We start from the raw sequence: 21,352 nt of genomic DNA, 5'->3' as shown, positions 1-21,352 counted from the left end.
GGGCCGCGGAGTGCTGCTCCTCCGCCACCCGCCCGGAGCCACGGCTACCCGTCTCGCCTCACACCGTCGTCATCATCGGAGCGGGTGACATCACGTTGCCGACGTCAGTTGGCTGACGCTGACTGTGCCCGTGTAGGCCTTTTGGACCTTCGGCCGGTCAGCGTCGCCGGTGATGGTGAACGTGCCCGCGAAGGTGTGGGTGTCGGAGGAGAAACCGACGTACACCTCGATATGCCCGGTTTCTACCGTGTAGTTCATATCTCGGGCGTAGAAGCCAAGCTGGCCTGTGGGCAGGTGGAAGCGTATGGCCGTTCGCCGCCCGGCACCGGCGGACACGCGGGCGAAGCTCTTCAGTTCGAGCACCGGCCTGGTGACCGTCGCCTGCGGGTCACGAATGTAGAGCTGAACGACTTCCTCGCCGGCTCGATCGCCGATGTTGGCCACGGTGACCTCCACCGCGAGGCTGTCCCCGGCGGTCACTTCGGTCCGGTCCAGCGTCGCCTGTTCGATCACGAACGGGGCGTACCCGAGACCGTGACCGAAGCAGTATCGCGGGCTGACGGGCGAGTCGACGTAGTCGCCGTGCCAGTGTGACCGGCCGCCGGACACCTTGTGCCCGTAGAAGACGGGTATCTGGCCCACGGAGCGCGGGTAGGAGATGGGCAGCTTCCCGCTCGGGTTCACCTCGCCGAGCAGAACCTCGGCGATCGCTTGTGCCCCGGTCTGCCCGGGCAGCCAGGCCATGAGCACCGCGGCGCATTTCTCGTGCAGGAAGTCGCCGCCGACCGGTCGACCGGCGACGAGCACCGCCACCACGGGGGTGCCGGTGGCGACGACGGCACGTACGAGGTCCTCCTGGACACCGGGAAGCTCCAGGCTGGACCGGTCCCGCGACTCTCCCGTGGTGGCACGGGTCGTCAACCCCGAACGATCCCCCAGCACCAGCACCGCGACGTCGGCCGCCGCGGCGGCCGCGACCGCCTCGTCGAAACCGTCCCTCGATGTATCGATCACGTCGCAGCCACGCGCGTAACGCACCCGATCCCCCAGGCGGGCCACGAGCGCGTCACGCACCGAAGGCAGCCCGTCCGTACTCTCCTCGATCTCAAGGTCGTCCGGGATCGTCATCGTCTGGCCGAGCAGGCCCTGCCGCTCGCGCGCCTGCAACAACGACTCCACATGCGCCGCGAAGGAGTAGTCACCGAGCAGGTGCCGCGCGTCGTCGGCGTTCGGCCCGATGAGAGCGACCGTTCCGGCACCCGGCCGCAGCGGCAGGATGCCGTCGTTCTTGAGCAGGACGAGGCTGCGCCGGGCCGTCTCGAGCGCCACCTCCTGGTGCCGCTCGGCGTTCACCGCGACCGCGACCGCGGCCTCGTCGACGTAAGGATTCTCGAACAGGCCGAGCTCGAACTTGTGCCGGAGAACCCGTGAAACCGCTTCGTCCAGTTCCCCTTCGCCGACCTCGTCGGCGTCCAAGGCGCGTGCCAGCGCGCCCGCGTACGCATCCGTTGCCGGAAGCTCGACATCGGTACCAGCGGTGAGCGCGAGAGCCGCCGCTCGCTGCTTGTCCTCGGCGAAGTGGTGATACGAGTGGAGATGGTCGACGGCGAAGTAGTCCGACACGACGGTTCCCGTGAAGCCCCACTCCCCACGGAGGACATCGCGGAGAAGCTCACGGTTGGCATGGCAAGGAATCCCGTCCAGCTCGTGATAGCCGGCCATCACCGACTCAAGTCCCGCCTCGCGGACCGCCGCCTCGAACGGATACAGATACACCTCGCGGAGCAGACGAGGTGGCAGGTGCGCCGGCGCCCAGTTCAACCCGCCCTCGGAGGCTCCGTAACCAACGAAGTGCTTGGCCGTCGCGATGACACCCTCCGTCAGAGAAGCGCCCTGGAGGCCCCGGATGAACGCCACGCCCATGCGGGCCACCAGGTACGGGTCCTCCCCGTAGGTCTCCTCCGTCCGGCCCCACCGCGGGTCGCGCACCACGTCCAGCACCGGTGAGAGCCCCTGGTGGCTTCCCATCGCGCGCATCTGCGTACGAACGGCATCCGCCAGCCGCCGGTTGAGTTCCGGTTCCCAGGTGCTCGCGACACCGATGGCCTGAGGAAAGATGGTCCCCTCCCGCGCCATCAATCCGGAGCACACTTCCTCGTGCACGATCGCCGGTATGCCCAGCCGAGTCTCTGTCATCAGGAACCGCTGGATCGCATTCGCCACCCGCGCCACCTGTAGCGCCTTCAGACTGGTGGCTCCCGCGACACGAGTCACGTGCCCCAAGCCATGCCGAAGGACTGTCCGCGCCCGCTCCGCCGAGAACCGGCCACCCTCGAGCACAGAGAACGCCCAAGCACTCCCCAACTGCGCGAGCTTCTCCTCCCGGGTCATCCGGGCCAGCAGATCCGCCACGCGCTCCCCCACGGGCGCGGCCGGATCGGCGTAAATCGCTCCAGACTCCCGCCTCACAATGGTCACCTGGTCACCCCAATCACCGCTAGGACCTCGTTCCCGGCGTAATCGACGACACCGCCAGCTGCGTCTCAACCTCCGCCGCGAGCCAGACGTCCCGAGCCCGGCCCTCGCCTCGCCACCACCGATTCCCCCGGACCCGCCGGATTGAAAACGTAATCGGTAACGTTTGCAATGCCACCGTCCCCGATCACGTCTGCTTTGTCCAGAGTTCTCACCGGAGACCTGCGCGACCGGTCGGCCCGAGCCTCCGCGTTCCCGAGCCCGAGCCGGCTTCTCGTGATGAATCGCTTCGAGGAGATCGCCGGCTACGTGGTCTGCAATGACATGAGCTCACGATCGGTGGAGGGTGAAAACCCGCTCCACCTACCGCAAGCCAAGCTGTACGCCGGCAAGGTCACTCGCGGGGCCGGCTCGCGCGCCGCCGCGCCGGCGATGGTGTTCAAGCTCGTCGAGTCCGCCCAGGCCCGGTGGCGCGGTGAACGCGCCCCACCTCGTCGCCCCGGTCCGTGCCGGAGCCCGCTTCGAACACGGACACCTCGTCGAACGACGCGAGGCTCACGCCGCTTGAACGAGCTCACCCAGACGGGCGCTCGGCCGCATCACGACGACGTGGCCGGCCCCCGGTCGGAGCCGACCTGAGTCAGCCGGCCCCTTCGACGTACGACGCCAGGTTGGCCAGCGAGGAGGCGATCCCTGCCTCGTGTACCGCTTGGTCGATGCCGGGTGGCACGTCCGTGGCGGTGACGGTCACCTCGGTCCCGTCACCGGCGGCAACAAGGTGCCAGGTCATCGTCATGGTGCCCGCGTACGACGGGTCATCGGCCTCGAACACCGCCCGCTGCACCACACGCTCCGGTGGCACCAGGTCGGCGAACCCGACTTCTACGACATCCGTCGCATCTGACGTCTTACCAGGGCTGCCGGTGGGGTCGAGGTAAGTGAGAACCATCCGGAACCCGCCACCAGGCCGGGGATCCCACCGCTCGATCTGCCCGCGCATGCCGTCCGGCGGCAACCAGGCCTCGAGGGACTCCCGGTCGAGGAGGGCGCCGTAGACAGTCGACGGTGGTGCCGCGATCATCCGGCTGGCGCGGTCGGTCCTGTCCATGGCCCGAGTCTAGGGCCGAGGAGGATCTCTGGCCCCATCCTCATCGAACGGCAGAGAAACCGGCGCCAGGAATCACGACGGAACCCCCGATTGGCGCCATCGTGCGGAGCAGGACTCCGCGAGCCCACCGGCGCGCCCTCCGCCCCGATCTGATGAGCACTGGGGGTCAGCCGCAGGCCACCTGGGTGACGTCGCGCACGATGTAGTTCCAGTAGTCGGCGTTGGGCCCGGAGATGTCGGCTATCCCGCCTTTGATCCAGATGCACATGTTCTTGCCGTACACCCTCACCGGTCCGGCGTAGTACTTGTACATGCCACTGTCGGAATCGAAGTTGTTCTTCGTGTGGTTGTCGTCGTAGGCGCTGTTGTTCATGGTGATGTACATGTTGGTCGCCATGCCGTAGAAGACGAAGCTCGATCGCTTCACGAGAACGGCGCAGTTCCACGCGCTGCCCGAGTCGTAGTAGAGAACGACGTCGCCGTACGTGCCGTACTGGTCGCTCACCGGCAGCTGCCGACCTGCGCGCCCGTACTGCCGTATCCGCTCGCGTCGGCCGCGGTCGCCGGCAGGACGGACAGTCCGGCGGCCGTCGCCAGGGCCAGCGCGACGTGTAGCAGTTTCTTTCCCTGGCCGACGACCGCGGTCGCCGCCGCGTGCTCGATCGGCGCGGGGAGCACGGCGGCGGTCGCGGCCTACATGGCAAGCGCTCCGCCGGAACCGGCGGTCTGCGCGGCGCGCCGACCCTCGGCCGCGGGCTGCTCGCAGGTCTTTCCGTTCGGCGACACGCGATCCGGCGGGACGCAGTACTCGCGTGGCCGGCCGGGAGCCGGTGTAGACGGAGGCGCCAGTGGCACTTGGGGTGTAGCCGCAGGCCCGTGTGGCGGTCTCGTTCTGCGGCTCTTCGTTTCTCTTTTCGATCAGAACTTTCCCGGCCCGGCGGCACTCCAATACCGCATGAACAACGGTGACAGAGGGATCCGCAAGCACAAGGTGGTTCGGCTGGGGCGTCCGGCCATTGCGGCGGCGCTCGCCGCGGGGATCGCATTGACCGGCGTCACGGCGGCGAGCGCGGCCGCCGACGCCACCACCGGTGCGGGCGGCACGTTCGGCCCGTACGGCTACGGAGGGGTGCGGCTCGGTATGACTCTCAAGCAGGCCGAGGCGACCCGCAAGATCGTGAAAAAGCTCGACGAGGGTCAATGCTCGGGGTGGGATCTCAAGGCGCACCCGACCGGCCGCGACGCTGTGGGCCTCTACATCTCCAAGAAGCTGGGAGTTGCCCTCATCGAAGCGCCCAAGGGCGTCAAGACGCCCGAAGGCATCAAGGTCGGCTCCACCATGAAGCAGGTCAAGAAGGCATACCCCCGACTCGACACCACGGGCAACTACCCCGTCGCTGCCGTTCCCGGTAACACGAAGGCCCTGTACTACTTCCTGTCGCAGCGAGGCAAGGTCTACGAGTTGGGTCTGGCCCTGAAGAACCAGGACTGCACCAACTAGACCGTACAGAACGATTCTGTCCGATCAGATTTCTGTGCGTCCTCCCCTGCCGAATCGCGCTCGTAGAGGATCGATGCGGCGGCGCGGCGCGCCGCCGCATCGTGGCCCATCGCCCGCCTGCCGCCCGGGCATGCGGCAGCCATCCAGGCCGCAGGTCAGTCCTGACCGGCTTCGAGATAGCCGGTGAGATAGTGCAACGATGCGGCGATGTCCTCGCCGGTGCCGTGCGGCCGGCGCAGCTCGTCAACGAAGATGGCGATGTCGGCGAGCCGCCACCAAAGCGGATAGAGGTCGAGGGTGGCCGGTGTGACGGTCCGGCCGGTGGCCCGGGTGTAACGGACGAGTACGTCATCGTCGCCAACCGGGTCCTTGCCGAGCATGCGGGCGAGGGCGGGGGTGAGCATCCACAGGTCACGCTCTGGCGGAGCGATCTGCACGGTGCCCCAGTCGATGAGCCGCAGCCCAGCCGGGGTACGCATGACGTTCCCCGGGTGCGGTTCGCCGTGCGTGACCACCCACACCGCCGCGGTGTTCCGTACCTGGTCGACGCGCCGATCGAAGTCGGCGAGCAATCGTCGGACCTGCCCGGCATGAACGGACAGCAGCTTGCGGGCCGGCTCGGCACAAGGCCCGTCGGTCCACCGTCGATCGAGGTCCCGCAGCGCCTCCTCCAGCTTGTCCCGTGCGGGCAGAACCAGGTCAGCTCTTGGTGCGGCGTCCGCCACGATCGGGGTTGCCTCGTGCAGCTCGGCCAACAGGTCGATCACCTCGACGCGGTCCTCGGGCCGGTGCACGCCGAAGTGCCCGGCGGCACCCGCCACCATCGGAAACACCGACAGGGCGTACCGCGAGGTCAGCCGCCGGACCGCAACGTCGGTCACGGTCGGGATCGGCGCGAGGACGAAGTCGAGCCCCGCGTCCCGGCGCAGTGCCAGGGCAGCACCGAGCGACCGGCCAAGCCGATCGAACGCGCCATCACGACCGACGTCCTCCACGCCGAGGTCATCCACCTTGACGAACCACGCCGTCCCACGCTGATCCACCACCGACCAGTGGTAGCTGCCTGCGCCCACCGGAAGGTACTCAACCGAGTGGGGCTCAATGCCCCAGCCCTCGGTCAGTGCCACCATCAGTTCGGCCTCGGCCAGACCCGCCGGTCTGTCCCTCATACGCCCGAATCCTGCCTCATTCGTCAGAGCCGCAGGTCACTTAGAGAAGGCTCCTGTCAGAATTCCCGCCCGACTCGGCCGAGCGGATCCCTCGACTACCGGCCCTGGGATCCGGCCGACACAGACCGCCGGCACGGCATCCGACGTCGGCCGGAAAGAGCACATGAACGGCAGTTCCGCCTCACCGGCCGCGACTCGGCCACGCATGCTGGCACCGGCCTCGGCGGACGCCGCAACGTCCGGCGCCGCGTTCGACGGAGCGATCACGCTGTGACTCCGCTTTCGTGAACACGGGAGTGGCGTTCGCATCGCCGGCAGATGCCGGCGTAACTGCCGGCTTCAACACTCAGTGGTCGAGTTCCTCGGACCAGGCTTCAGGCTCGGCGATCCAGCCCGCTGTCAGGATGAGGCGGGTTCGACGGTCCACCGTGAGAAACCCGAAGGGCCTGGAGAAATCCAGGTCTATGCGTCTGACGCGGTAGGGATGCCGAGGGACCACCCCGCCTGCGGCGACGCCGACGGCGGTTACCGCAGCAGACTCGAACCCGGTGGCTTCAAAGGTGGCGAAGGCGTTCTGTTGGGCCTGAGTGACGGCGAGAGGCTCGGTGCTGATGCCGGGAAAGTGCCCCCGGGTCACGTCGGTCACCGTCGTCAGGCCGAATACCTCGGGCAGACCCAGTAGATCATGTGTGGAACTGATGCTGAACCGCGGCACCGTGACATCGAGCAGGTCCTCGGGGGCGTGGGCGCGTACGAAGCGAACGGTCATCCCTGGGCCTGGGGCACCCGCAGAAAGAAGGTCCGCCTCGATGGCGGTTCGGCGCCCGGCTACCATGTCGATACCCGCGGTGAGAACCTGGCCGGGTTTCGCGGAATCCTCACCAAGCACCAGGTGAACATCGATTCCGCCCGTACCCATGACACGAAGCAGGGTCAGGAGGCCTGCGGGCGTCTCGGCGACCCTGGCCCGGTCGAGCACTCGAGTCGTACGACGTAACACGTGGATCTCACGCCCAGCCCACGGCCCACCCTCGAAGACGCCGACGCCGTCGGTGAACGGCCGGAGCCATGTGGTCCGAACGGTGAGCGCCATAGCCAGGACCAACAGCATCTCGTCTGTCACCTTGAGAGGCATGGCGGGAATGAGCCCACCGGTCTGCTCATCCGCCCACCTGTCGAGCCGAAGTTGGTCCGCAGCCGGGTCTGAGGTCAATTCGCCGTGCACACCAGCGGGAAGCATGGCGATCCAGTCCGGACGCAGTGGCAGATCCGCCCGGAACCACAGCCCCAGCGCCGCCCTGACAGCTGGAGAGCCGTCCATGATCGACAGTACGGTTCGGGCGGCCTGAGAAGCAATGGTGCCGTCCATTCCGACAGCATCCTGAAGCTCCTCGCGCTCTCGTCCATCGACTCCTGCTGCCAGGTACGCCAGCAGCGGCCATACAGCTGAACCGGCCATGACGACCGTTTCCCCCGAACAGGTCGCCGCCCACCGGGCGGTCAAGGCGTTCACCGCGGCCACCGCGTTCGATCGGGACTGCACATCCATGCGGGCGAACGTACAAGAGCAGTCTGTGGCAGGCGAGAACATTTCGGCACTGACAAGGACGCCCCGGCGCTGCACGAGAGCGCCGGGCCGGACCGCCCGGCGTGACCCGGGACCGGTCACCGTCCGCGTGCCGCGGACGGGAGCGGACGCGGACCGGTGCGGCGAGGGAGCGGGGCCCGAGGGCGCCCGCTCCCCGCTCGCGCGTCGCCGCGCCGTGACGCACGGTCGTGCCGGTCGTGCCGGTCGTGCCGGTCAGCCGGTCGTGCCGGTCAGCCGGTCGTGCCGGTCAGCCGGTGGTGCAGGCCGAGCCGTTGAGGCTGAAGGCCGAGGGGTTGGGGTTGCTGCCGGAGTAGGTGCCCTGGAAGCCGAACGAGGTGGAGGCGCCAGGGGCCAGTGAGCCGTTGTAGGACACGTTGCGCGCGGTCACCGACGAGCCGCTCTGGCTCACCATGGCGTTCCAGGAGTTGGTGACCTGCTGGCCGCCGGAGAAGGACCAGGCCAGCGTCCAGCCGTTGATCGCGCCGCTGCCGGTGTTGGTGACGGTCACGTCGGCGGTGAAGCCGTTGTTCCACTCGTTCTTCGAGTAGGACACGCGGCACGCGCCGGTGCCTCCCGGCGAGGAGGGCGAGACCGAGGGCGAGGGGCGGGGGGAGGGCGAGGCAGCCGAGGGCGAGGGCGAGGGCGAAGGATCGGTCGTGCCGCCGATGGTGATGTTGGAGCTGCCGCTGCTCTGGTAGCCCTCGGTGGCGAGGATCTGGTAGTCGTGGCTGCCGAGGGTCATACCGTTGCGGGCCCACGCGTCGAAGTGGTTGCCGACGCTGATGGTGCCGCCGGTCCTCTTCTGCTGCCGGACGCTCCAGTACTGGTTGAAGGTCTGGTTGCCGTCGATCGAGGGCGCGTTGTAGCGGGTGGTCTGGTAGATGTCGTAGGTCCCGCCGTCGGAGGTGACGGTGCCCTTGTACGTCCCGGTGGGCCGGTAGGTGCCCCAGTTGTCGACGATGTAGTACTCCACCAGCGGGTTCCGCGTCCACCCGTACAACGCCAAGTAGGCGTTACCCGAGGGGTTGAAGCTGCCGGAGTAGCTCACGTTCCTGCGCGCACCGGGTTTCCAGCCCTTGCCGGCGACGAAGTTGCCGGTGTTGCGCCATGAGGTGCTGTAGTTGCCGCCGGAGCCCAACTCCATCGAGACCGTGCCCTGGCTGTCGGTCCAGAACGAGAAGAAGTATCCGTTGTTGGTGCCGGTCTGGTTCGTGGTGATGGCAGCGTGGGCGACGCCGGGCAGCAGCGCCACGGCAGCGGCCAGCACCACGGCGCAGACACGGCCGATCAACAGCCGCACACCGCCGCGCCCGCGGCTTCTCATCGGAATGTGATTCATGTACCTACTTCCTCCTCAACGGGCCGGCGGCGGCCGGGCTATGTGATGCGGACTGCCGGGGTGACGGCCACCACGCGCCGGCGTCGCACACCGCGGCGGAGGTTGGCCGGTCGTCACGCGGTCGCCGACCTGAGGACCATGTCGCGGCTCGTGACCCGGATCGACAGTGGTCGAGGCCCTTCGTGCGGGCGAAATTATCGGACAGACGGCGAAAGTGTCAGCCCAAAGCTGCGGGACTGTCAACGACTCGCGTAAAGCCGGTTCCGTCCATGGTGTCGTCTCGACGCGGATCGGTCCTGGTCACGGGCGATCGGCGGCGGAGCGGGCGCCGACGGGGGCGATGAAAGTTACGTGGAGCCCGCCGGGCACGGCCCGAGGAAGCCGGGCCACGATGGTGCGCTCCTCAAGTTTCCGCGGCGCCATGAGCCGCGTCTTCGCAACCTTCAGCAGCGCGATCAGGGGGTTTCCTCGGCTGTCCGCCACCCGAAGCTCATTCCGCCGAGCGGCCAGGGGACATGCCCTGATGCGAATCCTTGCCCCTGGCAAGGTCTCCCCGCAGGTTCGAGGGGATCGTTGGCACTCCGAGCGAGAAGGGCCGATATTTTTCGTCCTTATACCGATAATTTTCGCTACGACTCGGGCACCACCAGCCCGGCAGCCACCCGGGGCGCGGACGGGGGCCGAGAAAACCCTGGTCCGCCCCGGCACTCGACTCTGTGCGTCGTCCTCGTCCCAGCTCGGGCGCACCGGGATCGCGCAGCGGGTGCGAACCGGCTCGACGTCGGCGAGCTCGACCTGCGTAACCGCCGCGCCCGGGTGCGGCGCAAGGGCGCACGAGGGCGGCGCGAGCCTTTCTCTCAGCTCGCGCCGGGTCGATAGGTGGCGATGACGACGCCGGTACGGGTCGTCGTGGAGTCGACGAGCTCGAAGGACTCCGGAGGGGTTTCCTCGAACAGACGGCGCCCCGAGCCCAGCACCACCGGGTGGACCAGGAGAACGAACTCGTCGACCAGGCGGCGCGGAAGCAGCGACCTGACCAGCACCCCGCTGCCGAACACCACGAGGTTGCCGTCCAGTTCCTCTTTCAGACCGGCCACCGCGTCCGCGGCGCCGCCCTTGAGAAGGGTGGAGTTCTGCCAGGTCAGCGGCTCCGCCAGCGTGGTGGAGGTGACGTACTTCTGTACGCGGTTGAGCGCGTCGGTGAACGGGTTCGGCGCCTGCGCGGGCCAGTAGTCCGCGAAGCGCTCGTAGGTGGTCCGGCCGGCCAACAGGGACCAGGCGTCCGTCATCCGTGCGCCCATCGCCTCCCGCATGGCGGGGTCCTGACGCCGGGCGGCCCATCCCCCATGCCGGAATCCGTCGCGGAGATCCTCGTCGGGGTGTCCCGGTGCCTGCATGACGCCGTCGAGTGTCAGATGCTCGATCGCGACGACCTTGCCCATGCCGTGTCTCCTTCGTGGTCGGGTTCGCCGGGAACGCCCCGGTCTCACCCTCTACACGAACGGGAGACGGCCGGATCGACAGCGGGGTCTCCCCCGTTTCCCGACCCGCCACTCGTCGTCCACGATCTCCCCGCCGGGGACCCGATGCGCACCGAGCGCCGCCACAGAACCGCTGGGCGCGTGTAACTCCCCAGGAATGGCCGCATTCGGCCAGCAGGTAATCGTGGTCTCCGCGTCACGCGTCTCCCAGCAGTCCCAGCGGAACCGGGAGATGTCATGTCTTATCCCCCTTTATACGAGGAGCAGCGAGCTCAGCGCCGGCGCGGCCGCAGCAGTGAGCGGATTGTCACCGTGATCGCCGTCGTGGTGGCCATCGTCGCGGTTGCGGTTGCCGCAGTGCTCGCTGTGCTCCTCGTGCGGAAGTCCGACGGCTCGACTACGGAATCGGCCGATTCGACCGCGGCCGCCCGCGTCGCGGCAAAGTCGTCGTCGCCCAGCCCGAGCCGGCGGCCCGCTCAGCCGAAGACCCGGGCAGGCGCCCGGGCCGCCGCGCAGAAGGTATTCGACCTGTACTCCTCCGGCCAGTACGGCCCGTCCTGGGACCGCTGGACCAGCGCCGCCCAGAAACTGGTGTCCCGGCGGGATTATGTGCGTCGCTTCACGCTCTGCCCGTCTGTAGCCGAAGGGCTGCGGTTCACGATCTCGGCGGTATCCGTGACGGGAAGCCGTGCGAAGGTGACGGCTGCGCGGTCGATCGCGACCTTCACCTACGACTTCGTGTACGAGCGCGGTGCCTGGCGATTCGTCCCCGATGCCGAGCAGCAGCAGGAGTACAGGACCAAGTCCGTCGACCAGATCGTCCGCGAGGAGCGCGCGGCCGGGGTATGCGGCTGAGCGACATCAGCCATCTCGCCCGAACCAGAGCCTGTACGGGTTCGGATCTTCAGGTCAGGAGACTTCGGATCAACAAGGTGGTACTCCGCAGGTAGAGCCCGGAGACGGCTTTCGGGGTCTTGCCGAAGCGGAAGGCCAGGCCGCGCTACTCCTTGATTCGATTGACGCAGCGCTCGGCTGCGTTGTGCTCCTTGTACAGCTGTGGAGCGCGGCTGCCCCAGCTGCAGCCGCAGGTCCGAGATCGGGCCCCGCTCGCCCAGGGGCGGGTGGGGCTCGATCCCGGACCACTCGTCATCAGTCGGTCACTCAGGCCTCACGACGAGGTGATCTACCGGCGTCGACGGCTCCGGCGCAGCTGGATGCGCAACAGCGTGACCTCGGCTCCGTGCAGGCGCTAGCGGGCCGTGAGAGTCCAGAGGTGGTCGGCGGTGCCGTTGTCCTCCCACTGGAGGACCTGGGCGCCGGAGGACTTGCTCATGCCGTTGACGCCGAGCAGCAGACCGCTGTTGTAGTTGCGGATCTTGTAGTGGCCGTTCCCGTCGGAGATGAACGACCACAGGTGGTCGGCGGTGCCGCTGTCGCCCCAGATCAGGGCGGTCCCGCCGTTGCTGGTGCTCATGTTGGTGACGCCGAGGACCAGCCCGCTGGCCCTGTTGGTGATCTTGTAGAGGCCGGAGCCGCTGTCGACGAGGGTCCAGGTCTGGGTGTTGCTGGACGAGGGAGTGGCCTGGTCGACCAAGGTTCCCTGGGCGGTGCCGGAGTTCTGCGTGTCCAGGGCGAGGCCGCTGTTCACGTTCTTGATCTGGTAGGAGCCGGCCAGCGAGCCACCGGGGTTGCCGCTGCCGCTGCCCGGAGTGACGACCAGGTGGTATCCGTAGGTCGCGTTCATCGCCGGGATGGGCACGCTGACGGAGCCGTTGGTCACGGTGTAGTTGGACTCATTCAGCGTGCTGGGCCCGGAGACGGCCACCGTGCGCCCGGGCGAGGGGGTGTACTCGACCTTCACGTGGACGGTCCCGCCGAAGGCGCCGAGCCCGTTGATCGTCACGGCGCTGTCGCCGGAGCCGCCTCCGACGATGACGCTGAGCTGGTTGCCCGCGCTGTTCATCGCCGCGGCGCCGTCGATGCCGGTCTGCGCGGGCGGAGTGGTCGTCACCATGTTGCCGCTCATGTCGGCGTACCACTTGTAGAGCCAGTAGGCGCCGTTGGGCGAGCCGCCCCGGCCGGTGAGCAGGTCGCCGAGCGTGCCGGACTGGTTCCAGAACGCCAGCTCGGCGTCGTGGATGCCCAGCCGCTCGAACTTGGCGATGTAACCGACGAGCGCGCCGGGGACGCCGACCTCGGACGGGGCGGCGTACTCCTCGATGGCGATCGGACGCGGGCTGATGCCGTACTTCTTCTCGAGATTGACGACCGTGGCGACGTCACCGGCGATCTTCGACGATCTGATCAGTTCGTGCCAGGCGATGATGTCGGGCACGGTGTTGGTCGCGACCGCGTTCCGCAGGAAGTTGTCCATGTCGCTGATGTTGTCCGAGAAGCTCGGCCCCTGAATCGGGGTCGTCGGGTCCTTGGCCCGCACCTCGCGGTAGGTCCTGGTCCAGAAGTCCTCATAGGTGCCGTTGGCCGAATTCCAGGTGTTGTCCGACTCGTTCCACAGCTCATAGGCGGCCAGGTTGACGCCTGACGCCTTGACCTGGGCGATCTGCTGGTCGACCAGGCTGAACCAGTTGCTCCAGCTGAACTGGTACGGCCAGCCCGCGTAGAGGTCGGACAACCGGTTCACGACCTTCGCGCCGGCCCTGGCCGCCTTCGGGGCGACGGTCAGGATGTCACCCGTCGGCTGCTGCTTGCCGCCCTGCGGCTTCTGGACGAAGGTGTTCGGCTTGATGGCCTGGACGAGGTTGTCCGCCGGATTCGTCGCGTCCGCCAAGCCGTACAGCGAGCCGGTGGCCACGTGCGTCACCGGACGGAAGGGCTGGTTCGCGTTGACCACCAGGGTGGTCGAGGCGCTCGCGGCGGCGTCGGCGGGAGCGGCGGTGAGGGTCGCGCCGGCTGCGGTGAGTGCGAGCGAGGTGAGCAGGGCAGCGGCCTGCCCGGCTCTGGGTCTGGTCGTCTTCACTGCGTCTCTCCTGAGGAGTGGTTGGGGGGGTGTCCGCGGAGCGGACCGCGGGGGTCGCCGGCCGGCTACGAGGGTGACTCGACGCCGGCCGCCGGGGCCGCGTCCACGGGTACCGGCGGCCGGGTAGCCATGGCCTCGGTCCTCGACCGCCCCGGTCGCGGAGGGGGCGGAAGACTCGCGGGACATGGATTCCCCAGATCGGTGCCTGTGCGGCGGTCACGACGACGCAGCGCACACAACCCGGGTTGGGCAACTGTGCGCAAAGGTTTTCCGAGCCGGAAACGTACGGTGAACTTGTCTGGCCGTCAAGACTTTCAGCCAGGTGAGTTTTTTTCCTGCACACGTTGGCCGATAAAGGAAACCGGTGGGACTATGGCCGCAGCAAGAGTGAAGAGCAAAGGATTGCGTCGGTCGGATCCGGACCGTACGATCACAAAGGCAAGGACCACGTTCGGCGACGTCGCCGCACCGGCCGACGCCAATGCGGGCACCGCGCCGAAGACCCTCAGCGAAACCGGGCATACGTCCCGAAATGCCCGGCGGGTCCTCGACGCCGTCCAGACCCTCGGATTTCCGCCCCAACCGGCAGGCACAGAGCCTGCAGACCGGCCGCAGCTGGAAGGTGGGCCTCCTCGTCGGCTACGACACCTGAGACACCATGACCCTCGCCGCCCTCCCCCGCTCACCACGAGTGACAGCGGCCTGGCGTAGGTGAGCACCGGATATTTCGCCATGTCCGCGCGTCCCGTCCTGTGGAGCCCGGACGGGCCGCCTACCTTTCCCGGCGCATGGAACGGCCGACGGATCGACATCATTCGCGCCCGGCCGATGAATTTCTCCGACGCGGCGCCTCTGTACCTGTAGACGGCCGGAGAACGGTGCGGCCGATTCCCTGTGTGACTCCAGGCGGATGAGGAGTGTCGTCCAGATGAGCGAGACAGTCGTGGTGCGTTACGAGACGCGCGCCGACGCGGCGGCGGAGAACCAGCGGCTGGTGGAGCGTGTGTTCCGCGAGCTGAACGAGACGGCCCCGGAGGGGCTGCGCTACGCGGCGTTCCGCCTGGCCGACGGCGTCGGCTTCGTGCACGTCGCCCTGATCGAGGGGCACGACAACCCGCTCCGGCGGTCGGCGGCGTTCGCCGAGTTCCAGCACGGCGCGGCCGGTCGCATGGCCGTCCCGCCTGTCAGTGCCGGCGCCACGCTGGTCGGCTCCTACCGCCTGTTCCGGTCATGACTCATGCGAAGCAGAAGGAGAAGACGATGACTCTCCCACGGACGGCGTCACGCGACGAGTGGCTGGCGGCGCGGCTGAACCTGCTGGAGCAGGAGAAGGACGCCATGCGGGCGCAGGACGCCGTCACCGCGCGGCGTCAGGAGCTGCCGATGGTCAGGATGGACAAGGACTACGTCTTCGAAGGCCCGGCCGGCGCGGCCCGCCTGGTCGACCTGTTCGAGGGCCGCCGTCAGCTTCTCGTGTACCACTTCATGTGGAACGAGGACTGGGAGGACGGCTGCCCGAGCTGCTCGTTCGCGGTCGACAACGTGGGCCGGCTGGAGCACCTGCACGCCAGTGACACGACATTCGCGCTCGTCTCCCGCGTACCCCTGGCCAAGATCGAAAGGTGGAAGGCGCGGATGGGGTGGACCGTCCCGTGGTACTCCTCGGCCGGGAGCGACTTCAACTACGACTTCCACGTCACCAACGACGAGGCCGCCGCGCCGGTGGAGTACAACTACAAGGACAAGGCGACCCTGGAGCGGGAGGGCCTGGGGTACGCGACGCACGGTGACGCCCAGGGCATCAGCGTCTTCGTCCGCGACGAGGACAGCGTCTTCCACACCTACTCGACGTACGGCCGGGGTGCGGAGGTCATGCTGAGCACCTATCACTACCTCGACCTGACCCCTCTCGGCCGGCAGCGCTACGTCAACGAGTTCCCCTACCACGACACGTACGACGGCGGGGCGGACCATTCCCACCACGCCCACCATCACTGAGCAGACGCCGACGGCATCGTGGGTGACGCCTCGTCAGGAGGCGTCACCCGTCCGTCTCGAACACGGGAGTCCTTGAATGATCGAGTCCCTGACACTCAGGTGGATGCTCATCCTCGTGCTCGCGGGCACGGCGGCGTGGTTCCTGATCCGCGGAGTGCGACCCGGCTCAGGTGGGGCGGCGCCGGGAGCCGCGGAAAGGATCTCCGATGTGGCGCACGCTCTCATGGCCACGGCGATGGCCGCGATGTTCTGGCCGATGGGATGAGTGAAGGGACGATGACGCGGATGGCACAGCCGCCGGCGCCCACGGGGGCCGCCGGCACGCCCGACGACGAGTTTGTCCGGCGGAGCGAGCCCTTCCGGCGCGAACTGCTGGCGTACTGCTACCGCATGCTCGGGTCGATCCACGACGCCGAGGACGTGCTCCAGGAGATCTACCTGCAGGCGTGGCGCGGCTACGCCCGCTTCGAAGAGCGCTCCTCGATGCGCACCTGGCTGTACCGGATCGCGACCAGGGCGTGCCTCAAGGCGCTGGAAGGCAACGGCCGGCGCCCGCTGCCGTCCGGCCTGGGCAGCCCGAGCGATCACCCGGACGAACCGCCGCGCCCCGGGCCGGCTGAGGTGCCGTGGCTGCAACCCGCCCCCGACGCGCTGTTCGGCTCGGCCCCGGCCGATCCGGCCGCCATCGTCGAGGCGAGGCAGACCATGCGGCTGGGGTTCATCGCGGCATTGCAGCACCTGTCCGGCCGGCAGCGGGCGGTGCTGATCCTGCGCGACGCGCTGGCCTGGCGGGCGAGTGAGGTCGCCGGCCTGCTCGGCACCACGACCGCCGCGGTCAACAGCGCGTTGCAGCGCGCCCGGGCCCAGCTCAGCCAGATCGCCCCCACCCAGGACGGGATAGCGGAACCGGCCGACCCGGCTCGGCGGGCGCTGCTCGACCGGTACGCCGCGGCGTTCGAGAGCGCCGACGTCAGCGTGTTGGCGGGGGTGCTGACCGAGGACGCGGTCTGGGAGATGCCGCCGATCCCCACATGGTTCGCGGGGAGGGAGACGGTCCTCCGGTTCCTCGCGGCCAGGGTCCTGGCCGCGGGCGAGCAGCGGATGGTCCCGACGAGCGTGAACGGGCAGCCCGCGTTCGGGTCCTACTCTCGCGACGGCGACGGCGTGTACCGCGCGCACGCCCTTCAGGTCCTCACCGTCACCGCCACCGGTGTCGCCCGGGTCGTCGCGTTCCTGGACGCCGGCCTGTTCGGGCCGTGCGGACTGCCGCCGGCCCTCGACGGCGCCGCCCCCCGAGAGGGGTTCGATCACCAGCGCCCGCACACCGCGATCGGGCATTGACCGCCGGCCGGACACGCGACCGACTACCACGCCCAGCGTCAGCCCCGACCCGGAGCACTTCGGTCGGCGAAGTGCTCGCGGGTGGTGGCGCGGAAGACCGATGCCGGCAACTGTTGCCGTCGCCTGAATCTGATTTTCACCCGCTCCCACAGCACGGCGTTGGCCCCCTGGCACGCTCATTCCGAGGCGGCAAGCACCGTCTCGCGGGTGGTGCAGGTGGCGCGCATCCTGACCGGCATGATCAGGGCAGAAACAGCTCACATGTTGCCGGAGCTCATTCCGGTTGGATCGATATCGATTTTTCGGCGCATTGGCCGCTGTAAGGTTTTTCAGCGGCATAGTAGTTTGCGTTCATGTTCAGCCCAATTGCTGCATGCCGGACAGCCGCTCTGCGACCCACAGTCGTCTGGGTGGCCGTCGCCGGGGTCATCGCCGCCGGGTCGCCGATCGTACTGGGCCCGTCCCCCGCGTACGCGGCGGATTCGGGCTCCTCCGCCAACGCCGTCATCGTCTGGGACCGTAACGCTCAGACCGCGATTTGGGACATTGCCGGCCAGCAGCCGCAGGTCCAGGCTCGCAGCTTCGCGATGGTGCACGGAGCGGTCTACGACGCGGTGAACGCGATCGCCGGTGCTCCCTACCAGCCGTACCTGGTCGCACCGGCCGCCAATGGCACCGAATCGACGGACGCGGCCGTCGCGACCGCGGGTTATCGGGTGCTGCAAGCGCTGTTTCCCGACCAGCAGGCGAGGTTGAAAAGCCAGTACGACGAGTCGCTGGGCGCAGTACCCGACGGCGCCGCGAAACAGCGTGGAATCACCGTGGGCACTCAGGCGGCCGATGCGATGATCGAAGCGCGGCGGGACGACGGGGCGTTCGGCGACCAGACCTGGCCCGTGGGCACCCACCCTGGTCAGTGGCGGCCGACGCCGCCCGCGTTCGCCTCGGACGGGGCGTGGGTCGGTCACCTCAAGCCGTTCCTCATCCCCAGCGCGTCCATCTTCCGTACGTCCGGTCCGCCGGCGCTCACCAGCCGCCAGTACGCCCGGGACTTCAATGAGGTCAAGACGGTCGGCTCGGCGACCAGCACGGTCAGGACAGCCGACCAGACGCAGGCCGCGATCTGGTGGCACGACCGGCATCTGGCCGAATGGGAGATCAAGCGTCAGCTCGCGACGCGGCAGCGGCTGAACACCCTTCAGACGGCGCGGATGTTCGCGATGGTCGACCTGGCCGAAGCAGACGCCACGATCGCCTGTTACAACGAGAAGGCGGCATGGAACTTCTGGCGGCCGGTCACCGCGATCCGGCTGGCCGACACGGACGGCAACCCGCAGACGTCCGCCGACCCGGAATGGACGCCGTTGCTTGTCACGCCACCGCACCCCGACTACACGTCCGGGCACACCTGTTTCACCGCGGCGAGCATGTCGGCGTTGAGGCACTTCTTCGGCCGGGACGACATCCCCTTCAGCGGCTACAGCGCCGACTCGGGCACCACCCGGTATTTCCGCGGTTTCTCCCAGGCGCTCGCCGAGGTCGTCGAAGCCCGCATCTGGGGCGGCATCCACACCCGCACCGCAGACGTGCAGGGCGCGAAGATCGGCGCGCAGGTCGCCGCCTACATGGTCTCGCACTACTTCAAGCCGAGGCCGAGGGGCCGGTAGAGCCTCGCAGCACCGCCACCGCCAACGCCCCTTGGAAGTCAGACAATGTCCTTGCCGCCTCCGACTGGTTCCAGCGCACGGCTGTGCAGATCCTGACGTCATCGGCTGCCCTTCGGCTGCTCGCCAGCGATGGACGGACACGACGTGTTCGCACCGCCGCCGACCGCCGGCTCGCCGAGCAAGGCGGGGCTTGTTCTGGCTAGGCTCGCGATAGGCCGTACGGGCTGCGCAAGGCCCGGCAGGCAGGCGACGTTGACGGGCCAGGGGGCGGATTCGGTCGACTCCGCCCCCCGCGCCGGGTCTAATCAGAGTCTGTGCCCCACCTACTGGAACGGGCCGCCGATCCATTCGGATCCGATCCCGACTTCCGCCTCCCCTTTTCGCCCCTGTGATGGCCGCCACAGCACGCCGCACGGGCAGAAGATCGGAATCTCATGAGCCGCGAACCAGACCCTGCCGTTCTCTACCCGGACGTGGCCGCACACGGTAGCCTCGCCGCGGCACTCCAAGCCGCAGCCACCGACCAAGGCATGTCCCTTCCCCTGACCGTCACCCCGTCCGATCCACTACGTCATGCCACGTTCGCCAGCGTCGTCCCGCATCGCCATGCGTCCTACGTCACAGCGTGGCATCACGAACGGTGCTGGACCATCTGGGGCTCGTCGAACAACCGGCTCATGATCTGCGGCGCTACCAAGGACCTGCGTGAGCTTCCCCAAGTGATCCGCAGCTGGACCGACGGGGCCAGCCTTGATGAGATCGGGCAGGCCGCCCCCTTTGACCTCCTGACCGGACGTTTCGAGGTCCCCGACAACAACTCCACCGGCGTCATCGCCTCAGAGTGGCAGTGGCTGCTCAAGGACGCCGACGACGCCGACTGGCCGCAGTACCAGGCGCTCATCGAGTCCGCCCACGCCGAACCGAAGCTCCGCAGGCTCTATCCCTTCACCAGCCACTGGGCACTGAGCTTCTCCGACACGCCCGACTACCCGTTCTCCCCGCCCTTCGTCTCGATCGACTCGCCACGAGGAACCGGCGACTACACCATCAGGGAATGGTGGAACGGCCCCGCCCTGAACCAGGTCAGCACACCCGCCGAAGCGATCGCCATCGCCGTGGACCGAATCCCCGCCGACCTGCTGCAGGCGTCTTCTGAGATCCCTGCACAGGACTCCTGACATCGGCACCGGGCGACCTGGGAAGGGACACGATCGGGCATGGCCGACCGCATCTACCTTCGGCATTCCACCGACAAGCAGACCGACGCCCGCCAACGGCACGCCCTGCCGCTCTGCTGGCCGCCGGCGCCCCCGCCGATGAAGACCTGTCGGGGATCGACCTGTCCAGCGACGGCCCCGGCACCAAGATGACGGTCTCGGTCCTTGCCGCAGTGCTGAAGTTCCAGCGCGACATGATCAGCGAGAGCACCTGGGAAGGCGTCGCCGCCGCCGCCGGGGCCTTCGGCAAGACCCTCGACCGCCCCGCCGTCCTCAACTCCGAGTCCCTTGATCCTTCTCGGTGGCAACGGCGGAGGCGGAGAGGAGCGTCGCAGCGGCGAGGCTGCCCCAGAGGGCGGCCGAGCCGCGGGAGGCGAGAGCGGTGATGACCATCGGGGAGACGGCGAGGCCGAAGCCCGTGGAGAGCTGGAAGCGGGCGAGGGCGCGTCCCAGGAGATGGGCCGGGGCGAGGGCGGTGACGAGCGCGGTGGCGCTGCCGGCATAGATGATCTCGCCGATCGTGCAGAACACGGACACCGTGGCAATCGCCGGGGCACTCCAGCCGTGTCCCAGTGAGGTGGCGGCGAGGAAGCCGAGGTAGGACGCGGCGAGTACCACGCCGGCGACCCCCAGCACGGTCCGCCGGGAGAAGCGGGACATCAGGACGGTGACTGGAACCTGCAGGGTGACCACCAGCACAGTGTTCGCCACGAAGATGGCTGCCGACCACACCGGGGATGCGTGCAACTGTGTCACCAGGACAAGGGGGAGCGCGATTTCGGGGACGTTGAGGCAGAAGACGTAGACCACGTTGGCGGCCAGCAGCGCGCGCATCCGAGATGCGGACCCGCCGGCCTTGTCCTTGGCCGGAGTAGCGGCTGGATGCGTGCGCAGGTGGACCGACCATGCCAGGGCCGCCGCGGCGAGATAGGCGAGCCCGGTGACGGCTGCCAGCGCCCGCAATGCGATGGTGCCGCCCGCCAGGCATGCGGTGGCGAGGAGGGCGCCCGTGCCCAGGCCGGCGTTGCGCAGGGCGCGGCCTCCCGCGAGAGCGGCGTCGCGTTCGCGGCCGTGAGCGACCGTGGCCACGAGGGCGGCATGGGCGGCCGGCCAAGCCTGGTTGCCGATGCCGAGGAAGAGTGCCGCCGTCGCGAACAGCCAGACGTGCCCCGTCGGGGCGGCCAGCAGCAGCGCCACGCCCAGCACCCGCACCAGCATCGACGCTGCCACGACCGTGCTGCGTGCGCCCCGGTCCAGCCATCGGCCGACCGCCGGCATGCACACCAGGCCCACGACGACGCCGACCGTCATGGCGATGCCGGTGACCGGCGCGGACAGCCTCAGCACCGTCACCCCGTAGAGCAGCAGAAAGGGTCGCAGCAGGCCGGTGCCGAGCGCATCCACGGCCAGGGCGACGGCATAGCGGGGGCCTCCGGAGGCACGGACGAGGGCGCGCGGCTCGATCCTGGTGGTGGTTGCCATGGCGTCAAC

Annotated in this window: 19 protein-coding genes and 1 pseudogene; 9 read left to right on the top strand and 11 right to left on the bottom strand. The window is 68.5% G+C overall.

The features are described 5' to 3' along the window. Positions 1-90 precede the first annotated feature (90 nt). Complete coding sequence (locus FLW16_RS39260) at positions 91-2,478, bottom strand: glycoside hydrolase family 3 N-terminal domain-containing protein (RefSeq protein ID WP_221891512.1); 2,388 nt, start codon at positions 2,476-2,478, stop codon at positions 91-93. Positions 2,479-2,865: 387 nt separating this feature from the next. On the opposite strand from FLW16_RS39260, the pseudogene FLW16_RS44775 reads away from it, so the two are divergent. Beyond that, positions 2,866-3,043: pseudogene (locus FLW16_RS44775) on the top strand (IS256 family transposase); the annotation flags it as partial. Positions 3,044-3,115: 72 nt separating this feature from the next. Here FLW16_RS44775 and FLW16_RS39250 read toward each other — a convergent pair. The 3 genes from FLW16_RS39250 to FLW16_RS44190 all read right to left on the bottom strand — a co-directional run bounded on the left by FLW16_RS39250 (position 3,116) and on the right by FLW16_RS44190 (position 4,261). Then, positions 3,116-3,583 (bottom strand): SRPBCC family protein, encoded by a 468-nt coding sequence (locus FLW16_RS39250; protein ID WP_142566065.1) that lies wholly within the window; start codon positions 3,581-3,583, stop codon positions 3,116-3,118. 166 nt (positions 3,584-3,749) lie between these two features. Continuing rightward, entirely contained in the window at positions 3,750-4,088 is a 339-nt protein-coding gene (locus FLW16_RS39245) for a hypothetical protein (RefSeq protein ID WP_142566064.1), read from the bottom strand. Continuing rightward, positions 4,085-4,261: a hypothetical protein gene (locus tag FLW16_RS44190; protein ID WP_185949791.1), complete on the bottom strand. Its 177-nt coding sequence runs from the start codon at positions 4,259-4,261 to the stop codon at positions 4,085-4,087. Before FLW16_RS44190 ends, FLW16_RS39245 begins: the two co-directional genes overlap by 4 nt. A 277-nt stretch (positions 4,262-4,538) precedes the next feature. Between FLW16_RS44190 and FLW16_RS39240 the strand changes: the two genes are divergently transcribed. Continuing rightward, positions 4,539-5,084 (top strand): hypothetical protein, encoded by a 546-nt coding sequence (locus FLW16_RS39240; RefSeq protein ID WP_260616093.1) that lies wholly within the window; start codon positions 4,539-4,541, stop codon positions 5,082-5,084. A 155-nt stretch (positions 5,085-5,239) separates the two neighbouring features. Here FLW16_RS39240 and FLW16_RS39235 read toward each other — a convergent pair whose 3' ends face one another. The 5 genes from FLW16_RS39235 to FLW16_RS39215 form a co-directional block, all read right to left on the bottom strand. Continuing rightward, on the bottom strand, positions 5,240-6,253 hold the full coding sequence (locus FLW16_RS39235; RefSeq protein WP_221891511.1) for a phosphotransferase: 1,014 nt from the start codon (positions 6,251-6,253) through the stop codon (positions 5,240-5,242). 346 nt (positions 6,254-6,599) lie between these two features. Then, on the bottom strand, positions 6,600-7,802 hold the full coding sequence (locus FLW16_RS39230) for a serpin family protein (protein WP_142566063.1): 1,203 nt from the start codon (positions 7,800-7,802) through the stop codon (positions 6,600-6,602). 286 nt (positions 7,803-8,088) lie between these two features. Continuing rightward, positions 8,089-9,180: a glycoside hydrolase family 11 protein gene (locus tag FLW16_RS39225; protein WP_142566062.1), complete on the bottom strand. Its 1,092-nt coding sequence runs from the start codon at positions 9,178-9,180 to the stop codon at positions 8,089-8,091. 300 nt (positions 9,181-9,480) lie between these two features. Continuing rightward, positions 9,481-9,663, bottom strand: coding sequence for a hypothetical protein (locus tag FLW16_RS39220; protein WP_142566061.1), 183 nt, complete (start codon positions 9,661-9,663; stop codon positions 9,481-9,483). Positions 9,664-10,037: 374 nt separating this feature from the next. Next, entirely contained in the window at positions 10,038-10,622 is a 585-nt protein-coding gene (locus tag FLW16_RS39215; RefSeq protein ID WP_142566060.1) for a dihydrofolate reductase family protein, read from the bottom strand. A gap of 351 nt (positions 10,623-10,973) precedes the next feature. Here FLW16_RS39215 and FLW16_RS39210 point away from each other — a divergent pair, with 351 nt between their 5' ends. Beyond that, positions 10,974-11,516, top strand: coding sequence for a hypothetical protein (locus FLW16_RS39210; protein ID WP_142566059.1), 543 nt, complete (start codon positions 10,974-10,976; stop codon positions 11,514-11,516). A gap of 394 nt (positions 11,517-11,910) precedes the next feature. On the opposite strand, the gene FLW16_RS39205 is transcribed toward FLW16_RS39210, so the two are convergent. Beyond that, positions 11,911-13,638, bottom strand: coding sequence for an RICIN domain-containing protein (locus FLW16_RS39205; protein WP_221891510.1), 1,728 nt, complete (start codon positions 13,636-13,638; stop codon positions 11,911-11,913). A gap of 928 nt (positions 13,639-14,566) precedes the next feature. Between FLW16_RS39205 and FLW16_RS39195 the strand changes: the two genes are divergently transcribed. From FLW16_RS39195 to FLW16_RS39170, 6 genes are all read left to right on the top strand, one after another. Continuing rightward, entirely contained in the window at positions 14,567-14,872 is a 306-nt protein-coding gene (locus FLW16_RS39195; RefSeq protein WP_142566057.1) for a hypothetical protein, read from the top strand. 26 nt (positions 14,873-14,898) lie between these two features. Further along, a complete protein-coding gene (locus tag FLW16_RS39190) occupies positions 14,899-15,636 on the top strand; it encodes a DUF899 domain-containing protein (RefSeq protein ID WP_142566056.1) in 738 nt (245 codons plus the stop codon). Between the two features lie 76 nt (positions 15,637-15,712). Continuing rightward, positions 15,713-15,901 (top strand): hypothetical protein, encoded by a 189-nt coding sequence (locus FLW16_RS39185; RefSeq protein ID WP_142566055.1) that lies wholly within the window; start codon positions 15,713-15,715, stop codon positions 15,899-15,901. Positions 15,902-15,921: 20 nt separating this feature from the next. Continuing rightward, positions 15,922-16,977, top strand: coding sequence for a sigma-70 family RNA polymerase sigma factor (locus tag FLW16_RS39180; protein WP_142566054.1), 1,056 nt, complete (start codon positions 15,922-15,924; stop codon positions 16,975-16,977). A 410-nt stretch (positions 16,978-17,387) separates the two neighbouring features. Further along, positions 17,388-18,644, top strand: coding sequence for a vanadium-dependent haloperoxidase (locus tag FLW16_RS39175; RefSeq protein WP_221891509.1), 1,257 nt, complete (start codon positions 17,388-17,390; stop codon positions 18,642-18,644). A 530-nt stretch (positions 18,645-19,174) separates the two neighbouring features. Beyond that, entirely contained in the window at positions 19,175-19,822 is a 648-nt protein-coding gene (locus tag FLW16_RS39170) for a DUF6193 family natural product biosynthesis protein (RefSeq protein WP_142566052.1), read from the top strand. A 312-nt stretch (positions 19,823-20,134) separates the two neighbouring features. On the opposite strand, the gene FLW16_RS39165 is transcribed toward FLW16_RS39170, so the two are convergent. Continuing rightward, positions 20,135-21,343, bottom strand: a complete 1,209-nt coding sequence (locus FLW16_RS39165; RefSeq protein ID WP_142566051.1) for an MFS transporter — start codon at positions 21,341-21,343, stop codon at positions 20,135-20,137. Positions 21,344-21,352 lie beyond the last annotated feature (9 nt).

This window comes from Microbispora sp. KK1-11, from assembly GCF_006874435.1.
GTDB classification, from domain to species: domain Bacteria; phylum Actinomycetota; class Actinomycetes; order Streptosporangiales; family Streptosporangiaceae; genus Microbispora; species Microbispora catharanthi.
This window is presented reverse-complemented; position numbering and strand designations above follow the sequence as displayed.

What these genes read in the sequence shown, in the direction of transcription:
- FLW16_RS39250 (WP_142566065.1), bottom strand. Translation starts at nt 3,583, where the DNA reads ATGGACAGGACCGACCGCGCCAGCCGGATGATCGCGGCACCACCGTCG.
- FLW16_RS39240 (WP_260616093.1), top strand. Translation starts at nt 4,539, where the DNA reads ATGAACAACGGTGACAGAGGGATCCGCAAGCACAAGGTGGTTCGGCTG.
- FLW16_RS39235 (WP_221891511.1), bottom strand. Translation starts at nt 6,253, where the DNA reads ATGAGGGACAGACCGGCGGGTCTGGCCGAGGCCGAACTGATGGTGGCA.
- FLW16_RS39230 (WP_142566063.1), bottom strand. Translation starts at nt 7,802, where the DNA reads ATGGATGTGCAGTCCCGATCGAACGCGGTGGCCGCGGTGAACGCCTTG.
- FLW16_RS39225 (WP_142566062.1), bottom strand. Translation starts at nt 9,180, where the DNA reads ATGAATCACATTCCGATGAGAAGCCGCGGGCGCGGCGGTGTGCGGCTG.
- FLW16_RS39215 (WP_142566060.1), bottom strand. Translation starts at nt 10,622, where the DNA reads ATGGGCAAGGTCGTCGCGATCGAGCATCTGACACTCGACGGCGTCATG.
- FLW16_RS39195 (WP_142566057.1), top strand. Translation starts at nt 14,567, where the DNA reads ATGAGCGAGACAGTCGTGGTGCGTTACGAGACGCGCGCCGACGCGGCG.
- FLW16_RS39190 (WP_142566056.1), top strand. Translation starts at nt 14,899, where the DNA reads ATGACTCTCCCACGGACGGCGTCACGCGACGAGTGGCTGGCGGCGCGG.
- FLW16_RS39185 (WP_142566055.1), top strand. Translation starts at nt 15,713, where the DNA reads ATGATCGAGTCCCTGACACTCAGGTGGATGCTCATCCTCGTGCTCGCG.
- FLW16_RS39180 (WP_142566054.1), top strand. Translation starts at nt 15,922, where the DNA reads ATGGCACAGCCGCCGGCGCCCACGGGGGCCGCCGGCACGCCCGACGAC.
- FLW16_RS39170 (WP_142566052.1), top strand. Translation starts at nt 19,175, where the DNA reads ATGTCCCTTCCCCTGACCGTCACCCCGTCCGATCCACTACGTCATGCC.
- FLW16_RS39165 (WP_142566051.1), bottom strand. Translation starts at nt 21,343, where the DNA reads ATGGCAACCACCACCAGGATCGAGCCGCGCGCCCTCGTCCGTGCCTCC.